General features: G+C 68.8%; 27 protein-coding genes and 1 pseudogene. 18 read left to right on the forward strand and 10 right to left on the reverse strand.

Annotation, left to right across the window (positions count from 1 at the left end; all coding sequences use genetic code 11):
- Window positions 1-134 precede the first annotated feature (134 nt).
- The 4 genes from AB0P17_RS15670 (at window position 135) to AB0P17_RS15685 (ending at window position 1642) form a co-directional block, all read left to right on the forward strand.
- Window positions 135-470: a hypothetical protein gene (locus AB0P17_RS15670; protein WP_365811224.1), complete on the forward strand. Its 336-nt coding sequence runs from the start codon at window positions 135-137 to the stop codon at window positions 468-470.
- Window positions 467-799 (forward strand): DUF6415 family natural product biosynthesis protein, encoded by a 333-nt coding sequence (locus AB0P17_RS15675; protein WP_365811226.1) that lies wholly within the window; start codon window positions 467-469, stop codon window positions 797-799. The genes AB0P17_RS15670 and AB0P17_RS15675 overlap by 4 nt, the downstream gene beginning before the upstream one ends.
- Window positions 796-1005 carry a hypothetical protein gene (locus AB0P17_RS15680; protein WP_365811228.1) on the forward strand — a complete coding sequence of 70 codons (210 nt, stop codon included), beginning with the start codon at window positions 796-798 and terminating at the stop codon, window positions 1003-1005. Before AB0P17_RS15675 ends, AB0P17_RS15680 begins: the two co-directional genes overlap by 4 nt.
- A 151-nt stretch (window positions 1006-1156) precedes the next feature.
- Window positions 1157-1642, forward strand: a complete 486-nt coding sequence (locus tag AB0P17_RS15685) for a hypothetical protein (protein WP_365811229.1) — start codon at window positions 1157-1159, stop codon at window positions 1640-1642.
- A 253-nt stretch (window positions 1643-1895) separates the two neighbouring features.
- Here the strand turns inward: AB0P17_RS15685 and AB0P17_RS15690 are convergent, their stop codons facing one another.
- Together AB0P17_RS15690 and AB0P17_RS15695 are read right to left on the reverse strand one after the other, a co-directional pair.
- Complete coding sequence (locus AB0P17_RS15690) at window positions 1896-2183, reverse strand: helix-turn-helix transcriptional regulator (protein ID WP_365811230.1); 288 nt, start codon at window positions 2181-2183, stop codon at window positions 1896-1898.
- A gap of 481 nt (window positions 2184-2664) precedes the next feature.
- Window positions 2665-4206, reverse strand: coding sequence for a recombinase family protein (locus AB0P17_RS15695; RefSeq protein ID WP_365811232.1), 1542 nt, complete (start codon window positions 4204-4206; stop codon window positions 2665-2667).
- Between the two features lie 2 nt (window positions 4207-4208).
- On the opposite strand from AB0P17_RS15695, the pseudogene AB0P17_RS15700 reads away from it, so the two are divergent.
- The 5 genes and pseudogenes from AB0P17_RS15700 to AB0P17_RS15720 form a co-directional block, all read left to right on the forward strand.
- A pseudogene (locus tag AB0P17_RS15700) lies at window positions 4209-5147 on the forward strand (MFS transporter); the annotation flags it as partial.
- Window positions 5148-5228: 81 nt separating this feature from the next.
- Window positions 5229-5603 carry a hypothetical protein gene (locus AB0P17_RS15705; RefSeq protein WP_365811234.1) on the forward strand — a complete coding sequence of 125 codons (375 nt, stop codon included), beginning with the start codon at window positions 5229-5231 and terminating at the stop codon, window positions 5601-5603.
- A gap of 199 nt (window positions 5604-5802) precedes the next feature.
- Window positions 5803-6519: an SDR family oxidoreductase gene (locus AB0P17_RS15710; protein WP_365811236.1), complete on the forward strand. Its 717-nt coding sequence runs from the start codon at window positions 5803-5805 to the stop codon at window positions 6517-6519.
- Between the two features lie 74 nt (window positions 6520-6593).
- Window positions 6594-7379 (forward strand): maleylpyruvate isomerase family mycothiol-dependent enzyme, encoded by a 786-nt coding sequence (locus AB0P17_RS15715; RefSeq protein WP_365811237.1) that lies wholly within the window; start codon window positions 6594-6596, stop codon window positions 7377-7379.
- 64 nt (window positions 7380-7443) lie between these two features.
- A complete protein-coding gene (locus AB0P17_RS15720; protein WP_365811239.1) occupies window positions 7444-7722 on the forward strand; it encodes a DUF6332 family protein in 279 nt (92 codons plus the stop codon).
- Here the strand turns inward: AB0P17_RS15720 and AB0P17_RS15725 are convergent.
- From AB0P17_RS15725 to AB0P17_RS15735, 3 genes are all read right to left on the reverse strand, one after another.
- On the reverse strand, window positions 7683-8348 hold the full coding sequence (locus AB0P17_RS15725; protein ID WP_365811241.1) for a response regulator transcription factor: 666 nt from the start codon (window positions 8346-8348) through the stop codon (window positions 7683-7685). The genes AB0P17_RS15720 and AB0P17_RS15725 overlap by 40 nt on opposite strands.
- Window positions 8345-9715 (reverse strand): sensor histidine kinase, encoded by a 1371-nt coding sequence (locus tag AB0P17_RS15730; RefSeq protein WP_365811243.1) that lies wholly within the window; start codon window positions 9713-9715, stop codon window positions 8345-8347. The genes AB0P17_RS15725 and AB0P17_RS15730 overlap by 4 nt, the downstream gene beginning before the upstream one ends.
- 347 nt (window positions 9716-10062) lie before the next feature.
- The gene (locus AB0P17_RS15735; RefSeq protein ID WP_365811244.1) at window positions 10063-11370 is read right to left on the reverse strand and encodes a geranylgeranyl reductase family protein; all 1308 of its coding nucleotides are present in this window, start codon (window positions 11368-11370) and stop codon (window positions 10063-10065) included.
- 200 nt (window positions 11371-11570) lie between these two features.
- Between AB0P17_RS15735 and AB0P17_RS15740 the strand changes: the two genes are divergently transcribed.
- Window positions 11571-12935, forward strand: coding sequence for a dipeptidase (locus AB0P17_RS15740; protein ID WP_365811246.1), 1365 nt, complete (start codon window positions 11571-11573; stop codon window positions 12933-12935).
- Between the two features lie 41 nt (window positions 12936-12976).
- On the opposite strand, the gene AB0P17_RS15745 is transcribed toward AB0P17_RS15740, so the two are convergent.
- The 3 genes from AB0P17_RS15745 to AB0P17_RS15755 all read right to left on the reverse strand — a co-directional run bounded on the left by AB0P17_RS15745 (window position 12977) and on the right by AB0P17_RS15755 (window position 16181).
- A complete protein-coding gene (locus AB0P17_RS15745) occupies window positions 12977-14014 on the reverse strand; it encodes an NUDIX domain-containing protein (protein ID WP_365811247.1) in 1038 nt (345 codons plus the stop codon).
- Window positions 14011-15348, reverse strand: a complete 1338-nt coding sequence (locus tag AB0P17_RS15750) for an integrase (protein WP_365811248.1) — start codon at window positions 15346-15348, stop codon at window positions 14011-14013. Before AB0P17_RS15750 ends, AB0P17_RS15745 begins: the two co-directional genes overlap by 4 nt.
- Before the next feature lie 452 nt (window positions 15349-15800).
- Window positions 15801-16181 carry a helix-turn-helix transcriptional regulator gene (locus AB0P17_RS15755; RefSeq protein WP_365811250.1) on the reverse strand — a complete coding sequence of 127 codons (381 nt, stop codon included), beginning with the start codon at window positions 16179-16181 and terminating at the stop codon, window positions 15801-15803.
- Between the two features lie 399 nt (window positions 16182-16580).
- Between AB0P17_RS15755 and AB0P17_RS15760 the strand changes: the two genes are divergently transcribed.
- Window positions 16581-16877, forward strand: a complete 297-nt coding sequence (locus AB0P17_RS15760) for a DNA-binding protein (protein WP_365811251.1) — start codon at window positions 16581-16583, stop codon at window positions 16875-16877.
- Window positions 16878-17169: 292 nt separating this feature from the next.
- Here AB0P17_RS15760 and AB0P17_RS15765 read toward each other — a convergent pair whose 3' ends face one another.
- Window positions 17170-17331, reverse strand: coding sequence for a hypothetical protein (locus AB0P17_RS15765; RefSeq protein WP_365811253.1), 162 nt, complete (start codon window positions 17329-17331; stop codon window positions 17170-17172).
- Between the two features lie 1099 nt (window positions 17332-18430).
- Here AB0P17_RS15765 and AB0P17_RS15770 point away from each other — a divergent pair.
- Window positions 18431-18598 carry a hypothetical protein gene (locus tag AB0P17_RS15770; RefSeq protein WP_365811255.1) on the forward strand — a complete coding sequence of 56 codons (168 nt, stop codon included), beginning with the start codon at window positions 18431-18433 and terminating at the stop codon, window positions 18596-18598.
- 123 nt (window positions 18599-18721) lie between these two features.
- A complete protein-coding gene (locus tag AB0P17_RS15775; RefSeq protein ID WP_365811257.1) occupies window positions 18722-18844 on the forward strand; it encodes a hypothetical protein in 123 nt (40 codons plus the stop codon).
- Between the two features lie 642 nt (window positions 18845-19486).
- Here the strand turns inward: AB0P17_RS15775 and AB0P17_RS15780 are convergent.
- Entirely contained in the window at window positions 19487-19996 is a 510-nt protein-coding gene (locus AB0P17_RS15780) for a helix-turn-helix transcriptional regulator (RefSeq protein ID WP_365811259.1), read from the reverse strand.
- 421 nt (window positions 19997-20417) lie between these two features.
- Here AB0P17_RS15780 and AB0P17_RS15785 point away from each other — a divergent pair, with 421 nt between their 5' ends.
- The 5 genes from AB0P17_RS15785 (at window position 20418) to AB0P17_RS15805 (ending at window position 26343) form a co-directional block, all read left to right on the forward strand.
- Window positions 20418-20810 carry a hypothetical protein gene (locus AB0P17_RS15785; protein WP_365811261.1) on the forward strand — a complete coding sequence of 131 codons (393 nt, stop codon included), beginning with the start codon at window positions 20418-20420 and terminating at the stop codon, window positions 20808-20810.
- 137 nt (window positions 20811-20947) lie between these two features.
- Entirely contained in the window at window positions 20948-22252 is a 1305-nt protein-coding gene (locus AB0P17_RS15790) for a hypothetical protein (protein WP_365811263.1), read from the forward strand.
- Window positions 22253-22310: 58 nt separating this feature from the next.
- Window positions 22311-24467: a phage tail tip lysozyme gene (locus AB0P17_RS15795; protein WP_365811265.1), complete on the forward strand. Its 2157-nt coding sequence runs from the start codon at window positions 22311-22313 to the stop codon at window positions 24465-24467.
- A 254-nt stretch (window positions 24468-24721) separates the two neighbouring features.
- Complete coding sequence (locus AB0P17_RS15800) at window positions 24722-25645, forward strand: hypothetical protein (RefSeq protein ID WP_365811266.1); 924 nt, start codon at window positions 24722-24724, stop codon at window positions 25643-25645.
- A complete protein-coding gene (locus tag AB0P17_RS15805) occupies window positions 25642-26343 on the forward strand; it encodes a hypothetical protein (RefSeq protein ID WP_365811268.1) in 702 nt (233 codons plus the stop codon). The genes AB0P17_RS15800 and AB0P17_RS15805 overlap by 4 nt, the downstream gene beginning before the upstream one ends.
- Window positions 26344-26359: the final 16 nt, after the last annotated feature.

Genomic DNA, 26359 nt, shown 5'->3' on the forward strand with positions numbered 1-26359 from the left:
TGACGCATGACCAGCTCGCTATCACGCCCGTCGAACGATGGCTGGCGAGAACGATCCGAGATCCTGAGTCCGCCTATCGGGATTGGCGCGACGGCCGACCCGCAGTCCTCGCCCTGGGCACGTTGTTCGATGCGGTGAAGTTGCCGCAGCGCCTGGTGCACGCGGCGGCCGGTTCCCCCGACCGGTCCACCGTGACCGGCGCCCTGGCCGCGCTGGGCGGGCCCGTCATCTGGGCGCCCGCCTGCTGGTTCCTCGCCCTCGTCCCCGCCGGGGCAGCGGACACCTGGGACTCCCCGCACGCCGGAGCGCTGGGCCACGGCGCGTACCTGCCCGTGCCCCGGATCGACCGCACTGGCCCCGCCGGGATCCACTGGGCCGTGCCGGTCAGCGGCGACCGCACCCTGTGCTCCCCAGCCGCTGTCATGCAGCTGCTGCACACCGGGCGCGATCGCCAGGGCCTGTCCCGATGAGCGTCACCGCCATCGAGGCCACCCTCGACAAGTCAGCCGCCCTGGCCGACACACGGGCCAGCCTCCCCGAGCTGATCGTGGTCGCCGCGGCACTGAAGGCACACATCGCAGACCTCTTGCCCGCCGCCGAAACCGAGGCTGACGGCTTGTGGCGGGGAGGCTTGGAGTGGTGCGGCCTCCGGGCACGCCTGGACATAGCGCGGCGCCACACATCCGACGACATGCCGTTGTCGCCGCTCTCCGCTCAGGTGCATGTAGCCCTCCTGCGCCGCGACTGCGAGTGGCTCCTGGAGCGCTACGGCACAGCCCTGACAGGAGTCGCATCGTGAGGGACGGCAAGGTGTGGGTGGGCGACCAGATCCACGACAAAGCAGCCGACCGAGACGGCATCGTCACCGACGTCCGCAGCGGTACCTACGTGCTGCGACCGCTTCATGGCGGGCCGGAGTGGACGGCCGAGACCGCAACCGAGCTGACGGTGGTGGTGCCCCTCGACGAGGCAGCCCCCAGGCGCGCGAGACGCCGAGGACGGTGACCACCGACGTACGCAAGACTCCCGTGCGCCACTTGGGGTGCTCCTTCTGACGCACGGGCCGGGGCCGGCCGCTCCACCCCTGCGGCCGGCCCCCACTCACCGCCCCGGCCGGACCGGGTTCCACCACCCACCTCAAGAGGGAGGCACCTCTATGAGTACCACCACCGCGCCCCGCACCCGGGACGCCCGCTCGCTCCTGACGCCCGTCCAGTTCGCTGGCGTTGCTGCCACCGTGCAGCGCGCCAACCCGGGCATGGACGCCGCGTTAACCGAGCGCATCGTCCTCGAAGCGCTGAAGTTCGTGGCTACGGCAGCGGGCCGATCCAGCGGCCGTATGGCGCCGTCCCCGGTGGTTGATGAGGGCTGGCATGCACTGATCCTCCACACCCGCGTCTACGCCGACCTGACCGCACGGCTCGGCGGCACGTTCGTCCACCACATTCCCCAGCCCCCGAACCCGGCGCACCCTCAGGTCCCGGGCATCCTCGCCTACACCCAGGCCGCCATCCGGTCGGCCGGCTTCGAGGTCGACGAGGACCTGTGGCGGCCCGGGCCGCGGGCCAGCGCGGAGTGCCAGCACGTTCCGGCCTGCGGGGACACCGAATGCGAGGCCAACTGCGAATCCGGGCCGAACTGACCGCCCTGGCCCCTATGGTGCCGGTATGAGTCCATCTGAGAGCCGTATGGCCGCGGTCCGCAAATGCCAGCTCGTATGGCGCACCATCAGAAGCCGGCGGACGGGACGGCGGCAGTGCCTCGGCCCCGGACCGACCGTGATGGTCACCGGCACCGGACCTGTCACCATCCCGTGCATGCGCTGCGGCGCCGGAACATAGGCACGCAGCACCAGACACGATCGCAACGGGCGGGACGGCTCCCGCCCAGACCACCTACCGCCCCGGCCGGTCCACGTCCCCCGTCGTCGCCGGCCGGGGCTCCGCCCGCACGAGTTCCTCGACCGGGATACCGAGTGCATCGGCTATCAGCAGCAGGTCGGCGTATCGGGGGTCGCGGCGGCCGTTCTCGTAGCGCTGGATGGTCCGGCGTTCGACGCCGGTTCGGGCGGCGAGATCGTCCTGGGAGAGGTGGAGTGCTGCGCGCCGGGAGGCGATTCTGTGGCCGAGGGCTCGGCACTCGGCAAGCACCCAGTCGGGGCGAGGGGTTCGGCGGGCTGGCACCCGGCCCACGCTGGGCGGATCAAGATCATCCGTCAGTACCCAAACGGTCGCCAATCCATAACAAGATCATCTGTTGGTCCGCTTACGCCCAGCTCAAGCCATGGGGAGGGATGCACTCACCGTGACGCATAGGTGCAGGGCGCACACACAATGCTCATACACCCCTTTCGCGCCGCCCTTGACCTGAGGTTTACTCATCAGACTCTTTCTCCTGCGCGGGGGCCTGGACGCAGGAGAGAGCAGCGCTCTGCCCTGCAGGCCCAGATCGGAGAGCACCACCAATGCGCAATCTGGAGCAGCTCGGTGACCAACTGGACGCGATCAGCGTGGCCTTGACCGCTGCGGTAGAAGAGTCAGACCCCGAGCGCCGAGCCCGATGGCTGTCGGTAGTAAGCCGCGCCAAGGACTCACTCCAGCGGGAGCACCAGATCGCCGTCGCTCGCAGTAGACGCCCCCGCCTACGCCTCATCCCCGGCCAGGGTCACGAGGACGAGGAGAGCGCTTTACGGACCAACCTGACGCTCTCGGCGTCGAACCCGGCGCCCATGCGCGCACGCTTCACCTCGACTCGGAAGAGCGCGCTGACGACCGACGCGCGCACGTCGATATCGAGGCCCTCCCACTCTTCCCTGCTGATCCCCGCGACCGTCAGCAGTACGCGCCGCTCAGCAGTCGTCGCGAGCCGTTCCCGCAGCCGTGAGATACGCCGGTCGAATGAAGCGAGTGACGCCACTACCACCTCGGGGTCCAACTCCGTCTCGCCGAGGTTCTCCAGGGTCTTCTTGGTCTTAGCGCGCCGTTGCTCCAGCGACGCAATTTCAGAAGCCGGACTGGTGTCGAAGGCGGGGCTGTGGAGTTCCTCAAGGAAGTCCGCCTGGTTGAGGAGCTGGACGCACTTCGCGCCGACAAACGCGTCCAAGTGCGCCTCGTTGCGTCCCCTGCCGCAGATCTTGCAGTAGTAGATCAGCGACCTGCGCGCCCCCTTCTTTCCAACCGGTTTCGTCCATACCGTGGCCCGGTGCTTCATGCACCTGCCCACGATGTCGTCAGCGCAGGCCCTGCACTCGGTGGTGGCCGTGGTGCAGTCAGAGCATTCGGCGATCCCTGAGAGGAGGTGCCGTCGGTCATGGCCGTGGTAGCCGTACTTCTCTCCCCGCTCGGCGAGGAGCGCGCGCAGGTCCTCCCATAGCTCCTGGGAAATCACCTTGTCCCAGACTGCCTTGTGGTAGACGCCCTGGTGCTCAACCAGGGCGGCCATCCGCGGGGCAAGGAGAGCGCGAGTCAGGGTTGTTACGCACCACGGGTTCCCCATGGACGTAGTGGACCTGGCGTTCATCCATCGAACCGCCCCGCGCTTGCTCATCCCGGCCTGGACCCGACCGGCCACATCAGCAAGTAGTTTGGCTTCCTCGGGTACCACCTGGTCATAGTCCAGTACGGGTAGGACGCGCTCCTCGCCGGACTCCGGGTCTACCTTCACTCGCACGCGCCCCGTATCAACACCCCATCCGAAAGGCCGGCGGCCGCCCGGCCGCGCTCGTCCCTTACTCGTCCGGGCCTTGATACCCCGCTTGACTCGCCTCGAGGTGTTGTCCGACTCCCGGCATGCCTGCGCCGCCTCGATCCGCAGGATGAATCTGTCGTCGGGCGAGCTGAGGTCACGTACGCCGGAGACCGAAGCAAGCGGAATCCGCTGCTGATCGGAAATGTTCAGGAGCAGCTCAAGATCGTACGGCTGTCTGATGAGCCGGTCGCCGTGGTACACCATGATGCCGTCGTGCCGGTGTTCGGCCGCGCCGTCGATGCTGATCAGCATGCGGTCCCAGTCAGGCCGCTTCCTGTTCCGCTGCCATGCCGAGGCTGAATTGTCGACATAGACGCAGCAGAAGTCCGGCCAGTTGAGGCGGCCGGCCATCGTTCGCCCGTCGGCCTCCTGTCGTTCCACCTTCTCCAGGCTCCCGTCAGGAGCGTACGAAAGACGGCAGTACAGACAGGGCTTCTGAGGGGTCAGCAACTCGGCCACGTCTTCTCCTTATCGACGCAGGCAATGTTAGTGCCTACTCGTTGTTGAGTGGTCTGAACGTCGCGATGAACAGCGCCGCGGTCGATCTCGTCGCCGCCCTGCGGCGCCCGGTGATCTCCAGTTTCCACGCCGCGTTCAGCCTGGGCGGCATGGTCGGGGCGGGGCTCGGCGGACTGCTCGCGGGCGGCCTGTCACCCGCCGTCCATCTGGCACTGCTGTCGGCCGTGGGCCTGCTGGTCACCGCCACCGCCGGCCGGGCCCTGCTGCGGATCCCCGCGCCGGTGGCGGAGCGTACGGAGACCGGGCACCGTGAGGCCGAGGACCGTACGGGTACGGAGGGGCGTGGCCGGGGCGGCGGGCCGGACCGGCGGGTCCGCGGGCTCGTCGTCCTCTTCGGGCTGATCGCGCTGTGCACGGCGTACGGCGAGGGGGCGATGGCCGACTGGAGCGCGCTCCACCTCAGCCAGGACCTCGACGCCACCCCAGCGGTGGCCGCGGCCGGTTACTCGCTCTTCGCCCTCGCCATGACGGCGGGCCGGCTCTCGGGCACGGCCCTGCTGGAACGGCTCGGCCAGACCCGCTCCCTGGTGCTGGGCGGCGTGACGGCCGCCCTCGGCATGCTGCTCGGCGCGCTCGCGCCCACCGCCTGGCTCGCCCTGGCGGGGTTCGCCGTGGCCGGACTCGGCCTCGCCAACATCTTCCCCGTGGCCATCGGCCGGGCGGGCGCGCTGGCGGGGCCCTCCGGGGTCGCCGCCGCGTCCACCCTCGGGTACGGCGGGATGCTGCTCGGGCCGCCCGCGATCGGCTTCCTCGCCGACTGGTTCTCGCTGCCGCTCGCCCTGACCACGGTGGCGCTGCTCGCCGGCGCGGCGGCCCTCATCGCCTACGCGGCCCGCGGCGCCTCGGCGAACGGCCCGGCGGGGCACACCCACGAAGGATGAGTAGGAGTACTCAGGCACAGCCGTTCGAGTTCCCGCACCCTGGAAACAGACCCAAGGGCACCCCACTTCGCGGGAGGAGCCATGAACTCCAGGGAGAACACGATGGTTTCAGGACGGCTGACCGGACTCGCGCGACTCGCCTACGGCAACCGCGCCTCGCAGGTCTACCTCGCCCTCGTCGCCGCGGCGGCCCTGTTCGTCACGGTCGACACGCTCTTCGTGCACCACGACGACGCGTCGTTCGCCGGGACCTGGCTGTTCTTCCTCGCGGCTCCGACCGTCTTCGTCTTCCTCATCGGCGGCGGGATGATCGGGGAGGGCCTTGCCGCCTCCTCCGGCTTCCTCTACCCGGCGCTGGTCCTCTCCGTGCTGATCCAGTCGATCGCCATAGGCGCCTTCGTACGGCTGCTGCTCCACCGGTCCGCCACCGGCACCGCCCACCCGCGCGAGGCGTGACGCCCCCGGCCCACCAGGGCCGCCGGCCCCCGTCGGGTGCGACAGGGGCCGCCGACGGGCCCACGGGATGCGATGCCCGCCGTACGGCGTGACGCTTGGGGTATCCGCGCGCGTCGCGGCGCACGGCGGACGTCGCGGCACGTGACCGTACGTCGCGCCGCTGGGGCGGCGGGAGCGGTACTGCCGGAGGAAGGTCGTCATGAGCGTCCCGGAGCAGAAGGTCGCCGTCATCACCGGTGCGTCGCAGGGCATCGGCGCGGGCCTGGTCGAGGCGTACCGCCGGCTCGGCCACGCCGTCGTCGCCACCTCCCGCGGGATCGCCCTCTCGCGGGACCCGGACGTCCGCACGCTCCAGGGCGACATCGCCGACCCCGCGACGGCCGAGCGCGTCGCCGCCACCGCGATCGAGCGGTTCGGCCGTATCGACACCCTGGTCAACAACGCCGGTGTCTACAGCGGCAAACCGTTCACCGAATACACCCGGCAGGACTACGACCGCGTCGTCGGCGTCAACCTGACCGGGTTCTTCCGCATCACTCAGCTCGCCGTCGAGCAGATGCTCCGCCAGGGCGGCGGCGGTCACCTCGTCCAGATCACCACCAGCCTCGTGGACCACGCCAGCTCCGCGGCCCCCTCGCTGCTGGCCTCCCTGACCAAGGGCGGGCTCCAGTCCGCCACCAAGGCCCTGGCGATCGAGTACGCGGCCCGCGGCATCCGCAGCAACGCGGTCTCGCTGGGCGTCATCAAGACCCCGCTGCACCCGGAGGCCGAGTACGAGGGGCTCGCCGGGCTGCACCCGCTCGGGCGGATGGGCGAGGTCGACGACGTCGTCGGCGCGATCGTCTACCTGGAGAACGCGCCTTTCGTGACAGGGGAGATCCTCCATGTCGACGGCGGCCAGAGCGCCGGCCACTGACCCGCCACGGCCCCGGACCCGGTGCCGGACACCCGCGGCACACCCCCCGCGCGCACCCTGGCACAATGCCCCGCATGAAGACTGCGGAGTACGTTCAGGGGCTGGCCCGTGAGGGACGTGCCCTCGCCGCCGCGGCCGCCGGAGCGGGCTCCGGGGCGGAGGTGCCCGTCTGCCCCGGCTGGCGGGTCCGCGACGTTCTGCGGCACACGGGCAGTGTGCACCGCTGGGCGACGGCCTACGTCACGGAGGGCGGTGTCGCCCGGGTCCCCCTCCCCAACCCGCCGGAGCTCGACGGGGACGCGCTCGTCGGCTGGTTCCTGGAGGGCCACGACCGGCTGGTCACCGCTCTCGACGCGGCGCCCGCCGATCTGGACTGCTGGTCCTTCCTGCCCGCGCCGAGCCCGCTCGCGTTCTGGGCGCGGCGCCAGGCGCACGAGACGGCGATCCACCGCGTGGACGCCGAGTCCGCGCTCGGCAAGGGGTTCTCCCCGGTGGACGCCGCCTTCGCGGCGGACGGCATCGACGAGCTGCTCAGGCACTTCCACGCCCGCGACCGCAGCCGGGTACGGTCGGACGTGCCGCGGGTGCTGCGTGTGCGGACCACCGACACCGGTGACGTCTGGACGGTACGGATCACCTCGGATCCGGTACGCACCGACCACACGAAGACCCCCGGCACGGGCGCGGACGGCAACGGCATGGGCAAGGCCAAGGGCGAACAGGCCACCGCGGAATGCGAGTTGAGCGGCCCCGCCGAGAAGCTCTATCTGACCGTGTGGAACCGGCTCCCCCTGGACGCCGTGACCGTCACCGGCGACGCGGCCCTGGCCCGGATGTGGCGCGAGACCTCCGCCGTCTGACGGCGCCGCCGACGCGGCGGAGGCGCTCCTTGCTCCAGGGTCCGGCCTCGGTCAGACTCGGGTCATGGGAACAAGAAGCGGGGCGCAACGGGACGCCGTCACCGTCGAGATCGCCTTCGCGGTGGTGACGGGGGCCTTCGCGGCGGCGCTGGTGTTCGGGGTGGCCGCCGCCGTGGTGTGGTCTCTGGAGCTGCCGGCGGTCGCGCTGCGGATCGGTGGCGGCGCCGCGGGCCTCGCCTTCCTGGCGCGGGTCGTCCAGGTCCTGTGGCGCTTCTCCCCCGGAGCCCCGGGGGAGCCCGTCCCTCAGCCGAGCCAGCCCGGCCGTACCAACCCCGACTCGTAGGCGAGCACGACCAGTTGAGCGCGGTCGCGGGCGCCGAGCTTCACCATCGTCCGGCTCACGTGTGTCTTGGCCGTGAGGGGGCTGACCACCAGCCGCCGGGCGATCTCCTCGTTCGAGAGGCCGATCCCGACGAGGGCCATCACCTCCCTTTCCCGGTCGGTGAGTTCACCCAGCCGGGCCGCCTCCGTGGGTTCCTTGGAGCGGGAGGCGAACTCGGCGATCAGCCGGCGGGTCACCCCCGGCGAGAGCAGCGCGTCGCCACCCACCACGGCCTTGACCGCGCGCACCAGTTCCTCCGGTTCGGTGTCCTTCACCAGAAAGCCCGAGGCCCCCGAGCGGATCGCCTCGAAGACGTACTCGTCGAGTTCGAAGGTGGTGAGCATGACCACCTTCACCTGGTCGCACCGGGGGTCCTCGGTGATCCGACGGGTCGCGGCGAGGCCGTCGAGCCGGGGCATCCGGATGTCCATCAGCACGACGTCGGGGGCGAGTTCGCGCACCCGGCTCAGTGCCTCCTCGCCGTCCGCGGCCTCGCCCGCCACCTCGATGCCGGGCTGGGCGTCGAGCAGCGCGCGGAAGCCCGCCCGTACCAGCGACTGGTCGTCGGCGAGCAGAACCCGGATCATGATGTCTCCTCGGTCGTCAGGGGAGTCGTCGGGGGAGTCTTCAGGGGAAGCGTGGCCCGCACCCGGAATCCGCCGTCCCGGCGCGGCCCGGCCTCGACGGTGCCGCCGAGCGCGGCGGCCCGCTCCCCCATCCCGACCAGCCCGTTGCCGCTGCCGCCCGCGTCCCCGCCGGTCGCCGGGCCCGGGTCGTCGATCCGCAGATCGAGCAGCCCGGCCCCGTAACCGATCCGTACCGTCGCCGTGCGCGCCCCGGAGTGGCGCACCACGTTGGTCAGGGCCTCCTGCACGATCCGGAAAGCGGCCAGATCGGCGCCGGGCGGCAGCGCGACCGGGGTGCCCTCCCGGTGCACCTCGACGGTGAGCCCGGCGGAGGCGGCCTGTTCGGCCAGTTCGGGCAGCCGGTCCAGGCCGGGCGCGGGCGTACGGGGCGCGTCGCCGGGCGTTCTGAGGGTGTCGAGCACCTGGCGCACCTCGCCGAGCGCCTCCTTGCTGGCCGCCTTGACGGTGGTGAGCGCCGACCGCGCCTGTTCCGGGTCGGTGTCGAGCAGCGCCAGGCCCATGCCCGCCTGGACGTGGATGACGGAGAGGGAGTGGGCGAGTACGTCGTGCAGCTCGCGGGCGATCCGCAGCCGCTCCTCGTTCTTTCTGCGCTGCTCGGCGGCGGCGCGCTCGGCACCCTGTCCCGCCCACTGTTCCCGGCGTACGCGGGCGAGTTCGGCAGCGGCGCAGAGGGCGACCACGAAGGCGGCGATGACCAGCTCCTGGCCCCAGGGCGCCGCGCGGTCGCCGGGCGGCGGCAGCAGGCGGTAGAGCCAGTGCGCGATCAGCACATGGCCCACCCAGAGCGAGCCGAGCGCCCACCAGGCCGCCCGCCGGTGTCCCGCCGCGATCGCGGTGAAACCGGCGACCGCGACGACGAGGAAGACCGGACCGTACGGATAGCCCCCGGCGAAGTAGGCCAGCACGGTCGCCGAGACACCGACGACGCAGAGGACGGGGTGGCGGGTGCGCAACAGCAGCAGCGCGGCGCTCACGAGCAGCAGTGCCCGTCCGAGGGCGTCGAGCGCGGTCCGGTCGGGCTGCTGGCGCGCCGCGTACGCGGTGCCCACGAGGACGAACACGGCCAGCAGCAGGGTCGAGACCCACGGCAGCCGTCCGCTCGCCGGCCCGCCGCCGGGGAAGCGGAACGACGACCCCGGGTGCGACCGGTGCGGCGGCCCGCCCCACCCGCGCGGACACCGGTCCGCCCAGGGGGGACCGGACCACCCCCGGAGGTGTCCGCCCCAGGGCCGGGGCGGACCGCCGCGCCGGCACGGGGTTCCGCCGCCGCCCCAGGGCCGGCCGGGGCGCATGTGCTGCTCTTCCATACCGGTCACGCTAGACCGGCGGGCGCGCCCCGGGCGTCAGCCGGGCGTCGCGGTCACCCGTACTCCCCGGGGAGTACGCGGCGGCCCGGGGCCTCTCGTTCCGATCTCGCCGGGATCGCGTGCCCGCGGTGACATCAGCCGCTGCCGCGGCGGGCCGCGCCCCGCGGCGTGGTCGTCACCCGACGACGCGAGCGCCCGCGCACCGGCGACCACACACCGTCGAGCGCGCCCCGGCGCCCGTACACCGGGCGTCCATGGACCGACGACCGCGTCCTGAACGGTGCCCCGCGGGCCGGACATCGGGCGGGGCCGCCCCGCCCGGCCCGCCGGTCACGCGCGGACCCCCGTCACTCCCGCGAGCCGGCCTCCGGCACACCCGTCGGGTCGCTCTGGGCCGGAGCGCTCTCCTCCCCCGCGGCCGTCACCGGGCGACCGTCCGCCGACCGGCGGTCCAGCACGTCCAGCGCGCGCCGGGCCAGCGGCCGCGTCCGTACGAGGCCCGCCAGGGTCGTCGAGCCGCGGGTGATGTCCGCGAACGCGTTCCACGCCGGGCGCAGGCCCGTGATCGCCGCGTGCAGCACCCCCGGCCGGCGCTCGAAGATCGCGAGCATCCGCCGCCCGACCCCCATCTCCACACCGAGGCCCGCCTTGATGGCGAAGGCGTAGTTCAGCGCCTGGCGGCGGGCGTCCACGGCGTCGTGCGCCTCGGCGATCCGTACCGCCCACTCCCCCGCGAGCCGTCCGGAGCGCAGGGCGAAGGAGATGCCCTCCCGCGTCCACGGCTCCAGCAGCCCCGCCGCGTCGCCGCAGACGAGCACCCGGCCCCGGGAGAGCGGAGAGTCCTCGCTGCGGCAGCGGGTGAGGTGGCCGGAGGAGACCGACGGCTCGAACCCGGCGAGCCCGAGCCGGGCGATGAAGTCCTCCAGATAGCGCTTGGTCGCCGAGCCCTCGCCGCGCGCCGAGATCACCCCGACGGTGAGGGTGTCGCCCTTGGGGAAGACCCAGCCGTAGCTTCCGGGCAGCGGGCCCCAGTCGATGAGCACCCGTCCCGCCCAGTCCTCCGCGACCGTCGGCGGCACCGGGATCTCCGCCTCCAGGCCCAGGTCCACCTGGTCCATCTTCACGCCGACATGGGCCCCTATCCGGCTGGCACTGCCGTCGGCACCGACCACGGACCGCGCCAGCACCGTCTCGCCGTCCCCGAGGACGACCGCGACCGTACGGCGGTCGGGCACGGCCGGGCCGTGCTGCTCGACGCGCGAGACCGCCGTGCCCGTACGCAGGACCGCCCCCGCCTTCTGCGCGTGCTCGACCAGACTCGCGTCGAACTCCGGGCGGTTGATCAGCCCGAAGAGCATGCGCTTGGAGCGCCGGGTGCGGGTCAGCTTCCCGTTCAGGGAGAACGTCACCGCGTGCACGCGGTCCTTGAACGGCAACTCGAAGCCCGGTGGCAGCGCGTCGCGCGAGGGCCCGATGATCCCGCCCCCACAAGTCTTGTAGCGCGGCAACTCGGCCTTCTCCAGCAGCAGCACCCGGCGGCCGGCGACCGCCGCCGCATACGCCGCGGAGGCTCCAGCAGGTCCTGCGCCGACCACGACGACATCCCACACCGGCTCGTCGTGCACACTTCCGGCGTCTGCGTTCTCGCTGCTCACGATGTGCTTCTGCTCCTGATCCGACCGGTGGCCCCTGCTGTCGAACGGCATCCTACGGCGCTGCGCGCCCGGGCCGTTGTGGGAGTATCGACAAGGCCCCGCCGGCGGTGCCGGACCATCGACACACCATCACCACCGCACCGGCGTACACCCGCCATACACCCGACTGTGACAACGATGTACCCACCAGGAGCGTGCCCATGACCGCGAATCCGTTTTCCGGGACCGTGGCGTCCCTCATGCCCCGCGCCCGTACGGAGCTCGCGGAGCTGGTGGCCTTCCGCTCGGTGGCGGACCCCGCGGTCGCCCCGCGGAGCGAGTGCGAGGGCGCCGCGCGGTGGGTGGCCGACGCGCTGCGCGCCGAGGGGTTCCAGGATGTCGCGGTCCTCGACACCCCCGACGGGACCCAGTCCGTGTACGGCCTGCTGCCCGGCCCGGAGGGCGCCCCGACGGTGCTGCTCTACGCGCATTACGACGTCCAGCCGATCGGCGACGAGGACGCCTGGCTGACCCCGCCGTTCGAGCTGACCGAGCGCGACGGACGCTGGTACGGGCGCGGCGCGGCCGACTGCAAGGGCGGCGTCCTGATGCATCTGCTCGCCCTGCGCGCGCTGCGGGCGAACGGCGGCGTGCCGGTGAACGTCAAGGTGATCGTGGAGGGTTCGGAGGAGCAGGGCACCGGCGGTCTGGAGCGGTACGCCGAGGAGCACCCCGAACTGCTGGCCGCCGACGCCGTCGTCATCGGCGACGCGGGGAACTTCCGGGTCGGCCTGCCCACGGTCACGGCCACACTGCGCGGCATGACCATGCTGCGGGTGCGGATCGACACGCTCGAAGGCAACCTGCACTCGGGCCAGTTCGGCGGTGCGGCGCCCGACGCGCTCGCCGCCCTCATCAGGGTGCTGGACTCACTGCGCGCCGAGGACGGTTCCACCACGGTGGACGGGCTGGCCGCCGACTCGGCCTGGAAGGGGCTGGAGTACCCGGAGGCCGACTTCCGGAAGGACGCGAAGGTGCTCGACGGGGTCGGGCTGATCGGGCGGGGCTCGGTCGCCGACCGGATCTGGGCGCGCCCCGCCGTGACCGTCCTCGGCATCGACTGCCCGCCCGTCGTCGGCGCCACGCCGTCCGTCCAGGCGAACGCGCGGGCCACGGTCAGCCTGCGCGTACCGCCGGGGCAGGACGCCGCGGCGGCCACGGAGCTGCTGACGGCGCACCTGGAGGCCCACACACCCTGGGGCGCGCGGGTCGCGGTGGAACAGGTGGGCCAGGGGCAGCCGTTCCGCGCGGACACCTCCAGCCCCGCGTACGCGGCGATGGCCGACGCCCTGCGGGTCGCGTACCCGGGCCAGGAGATGCAGACGGCGGGCCAGGGCGGGTCCATCCCGCTCTGCAACACCCTGGCCGCGCTCTACCCGGAGGCGGAGATCCTGCTGATCGGGCTGAGCGAGCCGGAGGCGCAGATCCACGCGGTGAACGAGAGCGTCTCCCCGGAGGAGCTGGAGCGTCTCTCCGTGGCCGAGGCGCACTTCCTGGTCAACTACGCCGCCTCCCGGCGCGCCTGAGGCATCCCGGGACACATCGAGAGGGCGGGAAGCGGCGCGGGTCAGCCGACCGGGGCTCCGTCCTCCAGATTGAGCACCGTGCCGCGCTCCCGCGCGCGCAGGGCCCAGCGCAGCCGCGCGCGGCGGACCGGCGGCAGCAGCCTGGCCGCCTCCTCCTCGTCGACGAAGCGCCAGCCCCGCAGTTCGGGGCCGGGCAGCAGCAGCCGTCGGGCCTCCTCGGCGGTCAGCCTGCCGCCGTCGAAGAGCAGCCGCAGCCCTCCGTACCCCGGAGGGCGCGGCGGCTCCCAGTCGACCACCAACAGCTTCGGCACCTCGGTGAGTTCGATCCCTATCTCCTCGGCGACCTCCCGTATCCCGGCGCGGGCGGGTGCCTCGCCCCGCTCGACCACGCCGCCGGGGAACTCCCAGCCCGGCTTGTAGGTGGGGTCGACGAGGAGCACCCGGTCCTGCTCGTCGAAGAGGAGCACCCCGGCCGCGACGGTCTCCGCGGTCGGTTCGGGTGTCTGCACGATCTCGCAGACACCGGCCACGCCGTCCCGTACCGCCTCGGCCAGTGCCTCGGCCGTCTCCCGCGCGGTCAGCACGGTGTTGTCGATGACGTGGGCGTCTCGCGTCAGCCAGTCCAGGGCCGTACGGTAGGGCTCGATGTGCTCATCACACCAGCGGCGGTTGCGCTCGTTCACCTCGGGATCGTCTGCGACGTCCTCACGAGCCGCGATACGTGCGCGAAGTATCGTTTCATCCGTGGACAACAGCACATGGCGTACGGCAATACGGCGCGCGGCGAGACCGCCGAAGATCTCGTCCCGGTACTCCTGGCGCAGCAGGGTCATGGGAACGACGAGCGCCCCGCCGACCTCGGCCAGCAGAGCCGCCGCCGTGTCGACCACCAGCCGCCGCCAGATCGGCAGGTCCTGGAAGTCGCTCACCTCGGCGAGCTTCTTCTGCGGCAGCAGCCGCGTCAGTTCCCCGGCGATCGGCTCGGGATCGTAGAGCGTGCAGTTCGGGATCAGGTCGATCAGTTCACGCGCGGTGCTGGTCTTGCCCACTCCGAACGCGCCGTTGATCCAGACGATCATTCATACTCCAGGACGGGTAGGCCGCTGAACAGCGGCGGAGCGGCATTCACAAGATCGACTGGGATTGGCATGGGAGATGGCGGTGTCCACAGACCGGCACCCACTACCTCCTTCTCCCAGACGCCCTGGAGGTACTCCACGATCCGCTCCTCCATGGCCACCGTCACCTCGCTATACGTTCCCTCCACCCCGGGCAGTTCATGCCCCATCCTTGCTTCTACGGCAACTCGTGGGATGTCTCCCGCCTCGTCCAGCTTCGCCTTCGCCCAGTGCCGCAGCCGGTAGATGTCCTCCCCTGCCATCTCTGGAACCGCTGGCATCTCGGGCCTTGCCCACCGGGCATACCGCGGGCCGGAGTTGCGTTCCTTCGCGCCGTCCCGGATGGGGTACCAGTAGTTGCGGTCAAAATTTGTTCCCAGTAGGGGCCTGCCTGTCACCGAGAGGAACGCCCAGGGCTTCGCGTGAGAGGCCAGTTGCGCCCCATGCATTTCATCGAGGAAGGGCGGGATCACCAGTGTTCTCCACGAGTCGTACTTGGGTGCCGCGAGTACTGGCTTCTTATCAGCCACGTACGTCTGGTAGCGAATCCGCATCGCGTGCAGTGACTTGTACCGCTGCTCCGCTTCCTCACGAACATCAGAGTCAGGCTCTGACGCGGGCCAGTACGGGGAGCAGTAGCCCCTCTGGAGGCCGTACATTTCCCCGGGTGGGCGCGTGCCGGAAAAGGCAATCGTCCAAATGTACGTCCAGCCTGTGTAGCCCCATACGGCGTGCGCGTTCGTGGCGATCTGGTGTACCGCTTGGATGGGGAGCCGCTTCTTGACGCGCCGCGTCTGCCTTTTCCGGTAGATACCGCGACGGCGGTGCTCGATGATCGGGCTTTCGTCGCGGAGCTTGTACTTCACCACGGCGTCGTCCATTAGCATCTTGAACAGGCCCAGGATATTTTTGGAGTAGTTCTCTGAATACTTCGCTGTCACATATTCACGAAAAGCGTCATAGTCGATAGGCGTGATGTCTTCGACGGTCCATTGAGCCCAGTAGGGCTTGATTACCGATTCGAGGCGAGACTTGTTCGTGCGGTTCGAGTTGATCCGCAGGTTTCCCTCACCGAACCACTTGTCGATGTAGTCGATCATCCCTAGCGGGTCGTCAGGTCGACGTCGGTTCCTCCTGTTGCGGACGTCGGATTCGCGATCGAGGCCGTAGATGTACGCCTGGTTCTTGTCCTGGAAGGGTATGCCGTCCTCGGACCCGCTGGCCGAATCGTACCGCTTCTTCTTCGTCGGCTTGCCGTTAGCATCGAGCTTGTACTCGCCGCTCCACCACTTCACGCGAATGCTATTTCCGCGCACTTCTGTATTGGGCACCTGTCATCCCATCGATGATTGATGAGTGGCGCGCGGGTGTTGGCGAGTATCTCTTCGCCGGCACCTCCCACTGCCTTCCGTATCGCGATTGCCCAGTGAGGCAACTGCGACGTGGCAAGCAGTCAAGCCCCCGTAGCCTCCTGAACCGCCCCTCGCCTTCCGGAAGGCCGCAATCTGGGGCAACTCTGGAGGACGGGACGCACACCGCCTCTCCTGATACTTGGACCGTCCTGCTTGCGGCCCCAGTTCCAGGCTGCTGATTTTTTTCACGATCACCCTAACCCCTGTAGAGGCCTTCTCCGGATGCTTCTCACCGGAGAGGTTTGCCCAACGAGCGTGCGTAGGGAGAAATGCGAGGGGTCCTCAGTCCAGTAGCGACCGGATGGTTACATGGCAGGACGTTTTCACCCCACGCCTCACTCCGACAGATACCCCCCCTTCCGCAGGACCTCGACTAGCTCCTCGCTGAACGCATCCAGGTCGCCAATCGCGACGTTCGGCATCGTCCGCCTGGCCGCCGCGAACGTCGCCTCGCGTACGGTCTCCGAGCTCAGGCGCGCGTGGCCCAGGACAGGTTCACCGCCGTCGGCCACGGCGACACAACTTCCCGGAGCCCAGCCGAGCGCCTGATCGATTTTTACGTAGGTCGACTCACGCACATCCATCCCTTGCTCGACGCGCCGCCACGTGTCTTTCGAAATGCCGACTGCCCCGGCCGCCGCGAGGCGGGAGGGGTACAGCTCCAGTCGACGATTCTTCACGCGTGATGCGAGGCGTCCGAGTTCGCGAGTTCCCATACGGGCATCTTCGCAGGGCCAGCCAGGGCCAGCTAGGTTGACCCGCGAGATAGGTCGAGCGCTGAGCAAAGAGCCCCAGATCAAGCTACCTAGGGCCCATCTTGCGCGGCACTCGTCTCTCGGGAGCTATCTAGAGCTAGATATTAAAGCTAACTAAGGCTAGTTTGTATGCATCGACCGTTGACCTGCGAGGTTGACGCGGACGCGATATGCCCGGGACGCATGCGAGCCATGAGGGCGCGTACGCAGCTAGCACCACAGGCAGGAACAGGACGCCTTTGCCACCTCGAAACGGCACTCGTAGATACCTGAGATCCCTCCGTACATCGGTTTCCACTCCACCGACGACCACCTTGCGCCACATCTCGGCGAGGCCGATCAGTTTGAAAGGACATGACGATGGCCACCAAGGCCTACGAGCTCTACGGGATGCCCACCGCCCCCGAGGACCCCGAGCAGGAGTACATGACGGTTCAGGAGACCGCTTACGTTTTGAAGTGCTCCGTCTCATGGCTGCGCCGTTTTCTCCGTAAGCACGATGCGCTCTGTGGACGAAACGGCCGCAGCGGGCGGATCACCACCAACCGCGAGCAGCGCGTGGCGATTCACGCCGCCCGCTCCGCCGGCGACCCACGTACGGGGCGGCCGATGCCGCGCCAGTCTCGTCCTCGCCGCACGCATGTTCCTGGACGGTGAGCCCGTTCTCCGAGAGACCGGCGACTGGAGGGCGAGGCGCCCGCCTTCCAACCGGCCCCACAAGCCAAGGGTGGCCCGGCAGCGTTGGCAGGGGTCGGGTACCCGTGAGGGGGTCTCGACAGGCAGGTCGAGGAAGACCTCGACCTGTTGGCGGCAAAGCTCATGGCTAACAGGCCGGAGGCCTCCATGGAGCACAAGACTGAGCTCGGCCCCTCCTGGTTGGCCCCTGATGCGATTGCCGGTGCAACTCAAAGTCCCCGGCTCACAGTGCGCCTTCATGTGGGCCCTCAGGTCAGCGCAGGCTGTCTGAGTTGTCGTGCTCTCCGCCGTCCAGAGGTGGCCGACAGTCGTCCCCCGGGTCCTCGCTGTAAATGACCGCCGAGACCGCACTGTCGTAGGCTTCGTGTAGGCCGTTGCCGCTTGCGCCGAGCATTCTCTCCCAGTCGATTCCCATGCCTACGAGCCTAGCTGTACCGCTCGAGGATCTCGTCGACGTGAACGAGATGCACGGCCCGGCTGGTGCGTCGGGACGTAATCGCAGCAGGACCAGGACGAGTTCAGCCGCCCACATACGCGCCGGTCCCGGGCTGCCCGGGAAAGCGTGTCCGCGACCAACTGCTTGGACTTGCTGACGAGATCGAGCGCGGCAAGCTGCGACTGCGGCCCGAGTAAGTCATCAAGGCAAGGGCCTCTGTGAAGGTGCGCGTGGGCGAGGGCGTTGACCCCGTCCTTGGTCGCACAGGCTAGCGAAACCAGGCGAGACGGAACTTCTGCGGACAGTTGCCGCGTGTAGCCGTTCGGCCTGATGACGCTACCAGGGCGATGGACCCGTGGATGATGACTACCGTTCAAGACACTCACCACTTTGTCGGCTTGGCCGAGATCCCCACCGTCTCCGACTGGCGCCTGGGATAACCACAAGTGGCTCGCGATCCGGCGGACTCTGAAGGTGCCTGCCTGTTCCCGGACCTTCCTGTTCCCCTTCCCCACCGCCCGTCACGGCTATGCCGTCTGCATCGACGCGGGGACGAGCTGTGCCCCGTTTGCCTCGGTGCCCCGGGGCCGACCGCGTCCGGGAACTCCGCTAAGGCGCCTGCGGGCGCCGGGGACCCCGCGGACAGCGACACCCCGCCCATCGCGCACGGGGAGGCGGCCGCCGACCGCGCGACCAGCTCGCCAGGCTGCACCGGGAATCGCAGACGCGGGTCGAACTCGCCGAGGGAAACTACCAGAAGGCGGTGGACGCCTCCCACGCCCTGATGACGGACTTCGAGGAGGCGCACCGCCTGCGTGTCCAGCTCGACGCTCCCGGCCGAGCGGCGAATCGAGTGGATGGAGAAGCTGTCGAAGGCCCGGGCCGCCGCGTAAGCCAGCGTGACGACGCTCGAACAGGTGGAAGCGCTGATCCTCAAGGTCTGGTCGGTCAGAGCGGGTACGGGCGGGCCCTCGGCACGGCCGAGGGCAGCCAAGGGCCCGCCCCCTCGTTCCTGGTTCCGGAACACCGCACGCCCGCGACGGCCTCTCGGCAGGGGCCGGGGACGGTGCCTCGAACCGTGGGTTGTGCATACCATCGGCCGGGACAGCGGCCGGACTGCAAGAAGAACACCTGCACGCTCACGATCCTGATGTACTGGCTCGGCTCCAGCACTGCCGTCCTGGAGCGCGACGTGTACGACCTCGGCCGCATCGGCACGAACCTCGCGGCCAAGCCCGTCTGCTAGTTCCTGCGCGCCCGAGGCCTGCCGGTGGAGGACCCCGAGCTGCACCGGGACTGGGACCAGATGTGGATCGAGTCGACCCTCGCCTCGCTACCGGAGCTGACTGCGAGCCAGGTCCGCACCTGAGTGAAGGTCATGCGCGAGCAGGGCCCTCGCGAGGGCGAGCAGCGCGGGTACGACGGCATCCGCCGCTACCTCAGCCACTTTGAGCCCGTCCTGACCACCTGGACTGCGACCGGCGGCGTGTGACCTCCCTGCGGGAGATCCCTCGCCGACGAGCTGGGCGAGCGCCGCGCCGTCGCGAGGGGCCGGACGCGGCTGCGGCGGGGGTGCTCATCGGCGCTCCGTGGATTCGGTGCTGGCCGGCCGCTGGGCGTCGTGGCGGCAGATGATGGTGGTGGTGAGGCGGTCCTTGCGCTGCTGTTCGCGGGCGGCGATGGGGTGGGGGTCGAGGCTGGCGTCGGCGTCCGCGTCGATCCGCGAGACCTCAGTGCGCAGGGCGGTGATCTGGCTGTCGGTGCGGCTGATGTTGGTGCACGCCGGGTGGCAGCGGGAGTGGTCGGGGGTGCTGCGGCCGCCGTCGCGCGCCCGGTCGGGGTTGCACAGCGCGGTGAACGCGTCCTGGTTGCAGGCCAGAAACGCTTTCGGGCCTTCGTAGACCTGGAGGCGGGGGGGTAGTTCAGCATTTCTGTGTCCGCCGCGAACGGGGCGGACCGTTCGATGCTGTAGCCGACGAGCTCAATCCGTCCGGAGAGATATGTCGACGGCCACCGCGGTCGCGGACCGATGCCGGACCTGCGGTAGCAAGTTCGCCCAGAACCGATCGGTGGCGGAAGCCCGAGACTGTGAATGTCTACGACGGGGAGTTTGACCAGGCCGCCCGGAACAGCGTCATGAGCCTGAGTCTGTGACCTCTCCGGCCGACTTGTTGTGGGCATCACACATTCGGGCGTCGAGAGCGGCCTGGGTCTCAGGGTCGAGTTCGTAGTCACCGGCGGTTTCAGGGTTGACGTCCAGCGCGTGTGAGCGGAAGCCCTCACGCTCGGCGGAGAGCTGCTGGATGGTCCGGGTGATCCGGTGGATCTTCTGGTGCAGCCTCTCCCATTCTTGCTCGGCGAGGGCGAGCTCGGCGAGCTGGTTCTGGATCTCAGCCTCGCTTTCCCGGGCGTAGTCATCGCTGACCAGTGTGATCAGAGGAACCCCGAGCGCCTCGGCGGCGGTGACCGCCTCATCGAGCCTGACCGCGCGGGTCTGCTGCTCGATGCGCGTGATGGCGGTGGAGTCAACGTTCGTGCCGAGCAGTGCGGCCATACGGCGCGCCAGCTCTGCCTGGCTGATGCCTAGGCGTTCGCGTTCTTGACGAAGTCGGCGGGCGAAAAGGTCCCTGGGCAGTGGGTTCATGGCCGTTTGGCACTTCCTGGTCAAGATCGCGATCGACGCGGCGTGTGGGGGTGTGGCCCGCCTCGAAAACGAGCAGGCCTGCGCCGCAGCAGTGCTGGGGCAGCACATTACACATCCCACACTGCGGATTCCACAGGAGTTCACGACCCGAGGTCGCGCCGCAGCATCGATTCGACTCACTTCCTAGCACCTTTCAACCGCTTATCGATATCCTTTAGTGAATCCCTTCGAGCCACTGAGCAAATGGGGTACATTGGCCATCACGGACATGCATATACATGAGTCGACAGGCGAGTCGGCGGCATGCACCCAGTCACTCAAGAGCTTCTAGCGGTGCCCGCCCGGATGAGCCGATTCGCTTGTCACCTCACGGCCCACTGCCATGTCACCGAATGATGCGAAAGGCAAAGAGGGAAGAACCATGACGAAGATCTACGAGGCGGTCGCCCTCACACAGGCCTCCCTGCCAAGCGCGGCCTGGGACCTGACGAGCTTCCTGCAGAACGCCAAGTCGCAGATCCAGCTCTGGGGTGGCCTTCTGCTCATGCTGCTCGGCGCTGCCGGCCTGGTATGGGGCGGTGTACTCCTGCTCAAGAAGCTGATGGCCAATCCGCAGTCCGCTGGCAACCAGCAGGGCTGGGGAACGATCGCGCTCCTCATCCTCGTCGGCGGGGCCCTGGGCACCGGCGGGTGGTCGCTGATCTCGACGATCGGCTCCGGCGGCCAGCAGACCATCACGGACCTCGGCGGCGGCACGGTGATCATCCAGACCGCCGATGAGGTCAGCGGACTCCTGAGCGGCCCTTCCAAGTAGGAGGCCGTCACAGACCGTGCACACGACCGGGAGTAGAGGCGTCGAGCGGACCGGGTCGGTTGAGGTGCAGGCCTCCTCCGGCCCGGTTCGGCATTTCCGGGACCACAGCACAGCGCAGGCACGAAGGAGAGCAGAACATGGGGATCGCGGACAAGGCCCGGGCCTTCAACAGGAAGTTCAAGCTCGACTCGCACCACGCAATCGAGCGCTTCGGGGTGTTCTTCGGCATCTTCGCGGTCACGGGTGCGATCGTGATCAGCGCATCGGGTGCCTTGGCATACCAGGCGGGGCGTGACTCGCTATCGCAGACAGCGCTGTACACCAGCGGCTTCAAGACGTCCAAGACGAATCTCGACGGCACCGTCGACGGGGTCTACACCAACAAGAGCGGCAACAAGGCGCTCGTGATGATGCACTTCAACCCGACCGCCCAGATCTCGTACAACGCCGCGGACTACAAGGCGTTCCTGCTCGGGTCGGACACCTCGCTGAACAGCGAGCCGGTCAGCACCAACGGGATCAAGGGATCCTTCTACGCCTTCGGCTCGACCGGCTACATCGGGATCCTCCTCGACGCCGACCGGCCCTTCGACCGTCAGGTGTTGAACCTGACGGTCCGCGCGAACGCCGAACTCACCACTCCCGGAGCGAAGCGGACGCAGAGCAGCGGGAAGCTGGCTGGCGACGAGACCTTCTCCAAGTACGACCAGTGGCGGGTCTTCTTCAACCCCGGCGCGTCCGGCGTCCAGAAGATTGCGGCCCTCGACGCCCTGGCCTTCGACCCTGCACAGGCCTACTACGAGGTCGCGCTCAAGGAGAAGGAGGCCGAAGCCAGGGATGCCCTGGACCAGAAGCTCGTCGAGATGCGGACGAATCTGACGCAAATTCAGTCATATACATCCGACCTGCAGACGACGAAGATCGATGGTCTGTATCTGCGTCCGCCGACCGTCCCGGTCACGATCGCCACAGACGAGATCACAGGCTTCTCGGCGGCCGAAGCAAAGGACGGCATTCCGACGCTGGCACTGGAGACCAAGCACGTCGTCCCGGGCGGCTTTGACCTCAACTGGCGTGCAGGCAACGTCTACGACGGCTACCTCGACGCCCTGGTGCCGGCCGGACAGAGCTACGCCCAGTTCTTCACCAAGAAGCGAGACGTGGACTCGGATCCGACCAGCCGTCAGGTCTCGGACATGCAGTGGACCCTCTCGGACGGAACCAGCCTGACCAGGGACTACCAGTCTTCTGACGTGACGATGCGCCCGCTCATGAACATCATGAACAACCTTTCACAGGCGTATCAGAACTACTCCAGGAACAGGTCTCAATACCAGTCGGACCTCTCGCTCGACCTTCTCCGGCTGGACGTGAGCTTGCGGGACGTGCAGTCCAACAGCACCAGTCGCGGCGACAAGGACTTCCTCACCACGCTCCATTGAGTGCGGTGAGGAAGTGACGCAGAACGCCACCTGGCATTGGGATGGAAAGGAAAACGACATGGCCAGCGACAAGCCGACCCGAAGCCTCACGAAGGGGACGGCGAAGGATCTGCCGAGCGCGTCGGTGAGTCAGAGGATGCCCCGGCAGGGTCGCGGGACCAAGAGCCTCGGTCCGAAGGAGGGCACCGAGAGGTCCGCCGAGAGCAACGTCGGCGCGCCCAAGCACTTCCGGGGGGCAGGCGCTGACTCTTCCGCTCCCTCCGGCGCGGCGGACACCGCAGACATCACAGAGACCGCAGGCAAGGCGGCTGGTGCCGCGAACGCCATGTCGAAGATCAAGCAGGGCATGAACGGCGTCGCCGGAAACATGGCCGGAGGCGCGGCCCAGAAGGCGATCGAGGGGAACAGCAGCAGCGCGCCCCGCCGTAACGTCGGGCGTTACGCGGGGGCTGCCGTGTCCGGTGCCGTGACCGGCGCACAGGCTGGCGGGCTTCCGGGAGCTGTCGCTGGCGCGGCGATGAACGTCGGAGCCGAGGGGGCCCAGGACGCGGCCAAGGTCACCGGCGGCGGCCCGGACGTCAAGCCTGCCGACCAGCGTGAGCTGGGTGCCGGCGGCACGGGCTACGAGCGTGGCGCGTCGAAGGACGACGAGGGCCTGGGCTCGAAGACGGCCAAGGGTGTTGCCGTCGGCGGTGGCGCGGCTGCTGCCCCGCCGGCCATGGGCGTGGTCATGGCCATGGCCCTCCTGAACTGGCTGAAGGCCATGTTCTTCGCGGCCATGGCGATGGCTGTCAACGCCGGGAAGCTGCTGTGGACGCTCTTCGTCCACCTCCTCAAGGCGATCGGCCACGCAATCGCGGCACCGTTTGTCGCGATCGGCAGCTTCATAGCCAACACGGCCGGTGCGGTCCTGGGTGTCACCGCCACGGCAACGATGGCCCCTGTCACCGCCGCGATGTCGGGCATAGCCGCGGTGACGGCCACCGTGGCCCTGGTAGGCACGGCCCTCGCCGGCGTCCTCAACTCGACGGCGCAGACCGAGGGCAGCATCAACGCGAACGGGACAGGGTGCGTCGTCAACACGGGTAGCGTCGGCAATGGCTCCGGGGCCACCGTCCCGGCGGACGTGGAGAAGAACGCCAAGGTGGTCTACTCGGTGCTCAGCAGCTGGGGGATGCCGAAGGAGAACATCGCGGGCATCCTCGGCAACTGGTCACAGGAGTCCGGGATCGACCCGACGAGCGTGCAGAACTTCCCCACGGGGACGTACACCATGACCGCTGCGAAGACCAGCGCCGCACAGAACACGGACAACGGCATCGGTCTCGGACAGTGGACGTTCGGCCGTAACACACTGCTGCGCCAGTACGCGAAGAGCAAGGGCGTCGACTGGTTCACGATCAAGGCCCAGGTGGCCTTCATGGTCGATGGTGACAACCTGGGCGATGTCGCGGTCTTCAAGGACATGCTCAAGAGGTCGCAGGGCTCGCCGCGTGCGGCGGCGCTGCACTTCCACGAGAAGTGGGAGCGCTCAGCCGACAGCGCGGCCGGGCTCACCGCACGAGGCGACAAAGCCGAGATGTGGTTCGGCAAGATGAGCGGCTGGTCGGTCGACAGCTCGATCGTGGGCGTCGTCGAGGACATCGTCGGCGGGATCATCGAGAACATCGCGGACGGAATCAACACGATCCTTGGCAACTGCACCTCCAAGGGGAGCGGTTCCGTCTCGCTGAAGGACGGCGGGATGACACAGGAGGAGGCCCAGGGCCTCGTCAGCCTCTTCAACAAGGAGGGCGACAAGTTCCTCGACGATCGGTACGGTCCGGGCGGAGGCCCTGGCTCCTGCGGTGACAACCACGCGATGAACTGTGTGAGCTTCTCGACCTACTTCGTGAACAAATACACGACATTCCAGACCTACCCGGTCGGCGATGGCAAGGAGACCGCCTACACGATTGCGAGGGAGACCGGCAAGCAGATGTCCTCGGCCCCGACGGCGTACTCGGTGGGCTCCAGCCCGGGCTCGCCCCCCGCCGGTCACACGCTCGTGGTGCTCGGTGTCCAGGGCGACAAGGTCATCCTCGGCGAGGCTGGCTACTGCGCCTACATGGGTCGGGTTCGCGTCGACAGTGCGGCGCGGATGGCGGCCGAAGGCTGGAAGTTCGTGGACATGTCGGATTCAATGCTCCCTTCCGACAAGATCAAGACGGTCTGATGCGCTGCATCTGATCTGGAAGTGAGAAGCCGGTGCCGGGTGACCTGGGCACCGGCTTCTCCGTGTCCGGTGCAGGTCCTGCGCACCGACTGCACCTTTCGAATCCCATTGAATGCCCACAGAGTCCACGGGGAAATGCCTTTCCATATAGACTTGATTAGCCTATGTGGGCAAACGTTGAGTAAGGAGTGTGTTCGGTGAGGTCAGTCCATGACGAGTCCGATAGCCCGGGACCCGACCAGGAGACCGGATCGATGCCCGATGAGAAGCCCGCGGCACCGAAGACACGCAAGAGGGTCACCGGAGCCGAGCTCGAAGAGCACTTCGCGGGCTGGGCGAAGCGCCAACGAGAGCGGGGCCAGGTACGCAGTCGGGAGGACAATGCGCTCCTGATCCGACGCACTGCGACCGCGGTGATGGGGGCCGGGATCCTCACCCTGGTCGTCGCCGCGGGCGTGGCCGGCGAGAGCTTCGAGGCGAGCACGGCGGACAACAAGGTCCAGATCATCCAGCTCAAGGGGCGCCTGGATGACGCCCAGTCCACACCCGTAAAGGCGGACGCCGGCGCTCGGCTGTCCAAGCTCACCGAGGCGGCAGCCGCCGACGCGAAGAAGATCGCGTCCGGGGAGCAGACCTTCGCCACGCTATACCACCAGGCCAGCGCCCAGCCCAGCCCGAACAACGGGGCTCCGAACCAGGCCACGCTGGGGATCATCAAGCACCGCAGAGGCATGGCCCCGCTGTTCAGCAAGGACTCCTTCCTGGTCAGTGACGAGGAGGCATACGGCACCTCGTCGCTGACACCGTTCGACGCGACCACCGAGATCGATCCGCGCTACGCCTGGTACATCCGCTACGACGGCCAGAGCGCAGCTGCCCCGAGCACGTACGCATGGGAGGTCGGGACGGTGATGCCCGATCTGAGCGCGAAGGACGGCTCGGTGGCGACGAATCAGGCAAAGGTCGTCTGGTTGTGTCGGGATACGAAGAGCAGTGAGGTGCTCGCCTGGGCAAGTGCGCGCTACCTGCGCAACGGGACGACGGGGGCCTTCGACCGCCTGGCGCTCGTGGTGACCGCCACTGGGGCTCGGTACGGGATCCCCGCGATCAAGGCGGCTGGGTCCGAAGTGCCCGAACTCGGCGACACGGGCCCACGGGAAGAGGGTGAAAAGCGATGACAGAGCAGTCCGCAGCGCCCACGCGGCGGGGATCCCTCCGGCGCAACCTCGCGGCCCTGGCCACGGCAGTGGTCCTCGCAGTCGTCGCGACGGTTGCCGGTGTGACCTGGAGCAGCCAGCGCACGGCCCTGGCCGGGCAGGAAGCCCAGATCGACGATGTCGAGGGTCATCTGGCAGGCATCCAGAAGAAGAACGCCGAGCAGGTAGACGCGGACGTCATGGAGGCCCTGGGTGTCAGCCGGAACCGGCTGAGCACCGACGGTGAGCGTATCGTGTCACTGCTCTCGATGGCCTTCACCTGGGACTCGGGACAGAGCTACGAAGCGGCGCGCGAGAGCCTGAAGAACCGGTTCGGTCTCACCGAGAACGAGACGTTCCTGAAGTCGTTCATGCCTCCGTCGAGGTTCAACGAGGACGCTCAGGGACGGCGTTACTACTACATCGACACGGTCGGCCTGAACTCGGCCCCTGGCGCGGATCCGGGCATCGAGGTCGTCGACGTCAAGGCGGGCACCTACACCTATGCCGTGCTGGCCGACGTCGAGGTCACCTCCGACGCCGCGTCCCAGAACAAGGCGAGCAAAGCCAGTGTCACGGCGCACCGGCGCGCGCTGCTCTTCGTCACGGTCGACGCCCAGGGCAAGGTATCCAACCTCTCCGGCACTCCGTCGAGTGGCGAGACACGCTATTCCAATTGACCCACACCCACTTTCG

This window comes from Streptomyces sp. NPDC088124, assembly GCF_040685895.1.
Taxonomy (GTDB): domain Bacteria; phylum Actinomycetota; class Actinomycetes; order Streptomycetales; family Streptomycetaceae; genus Streptomyces.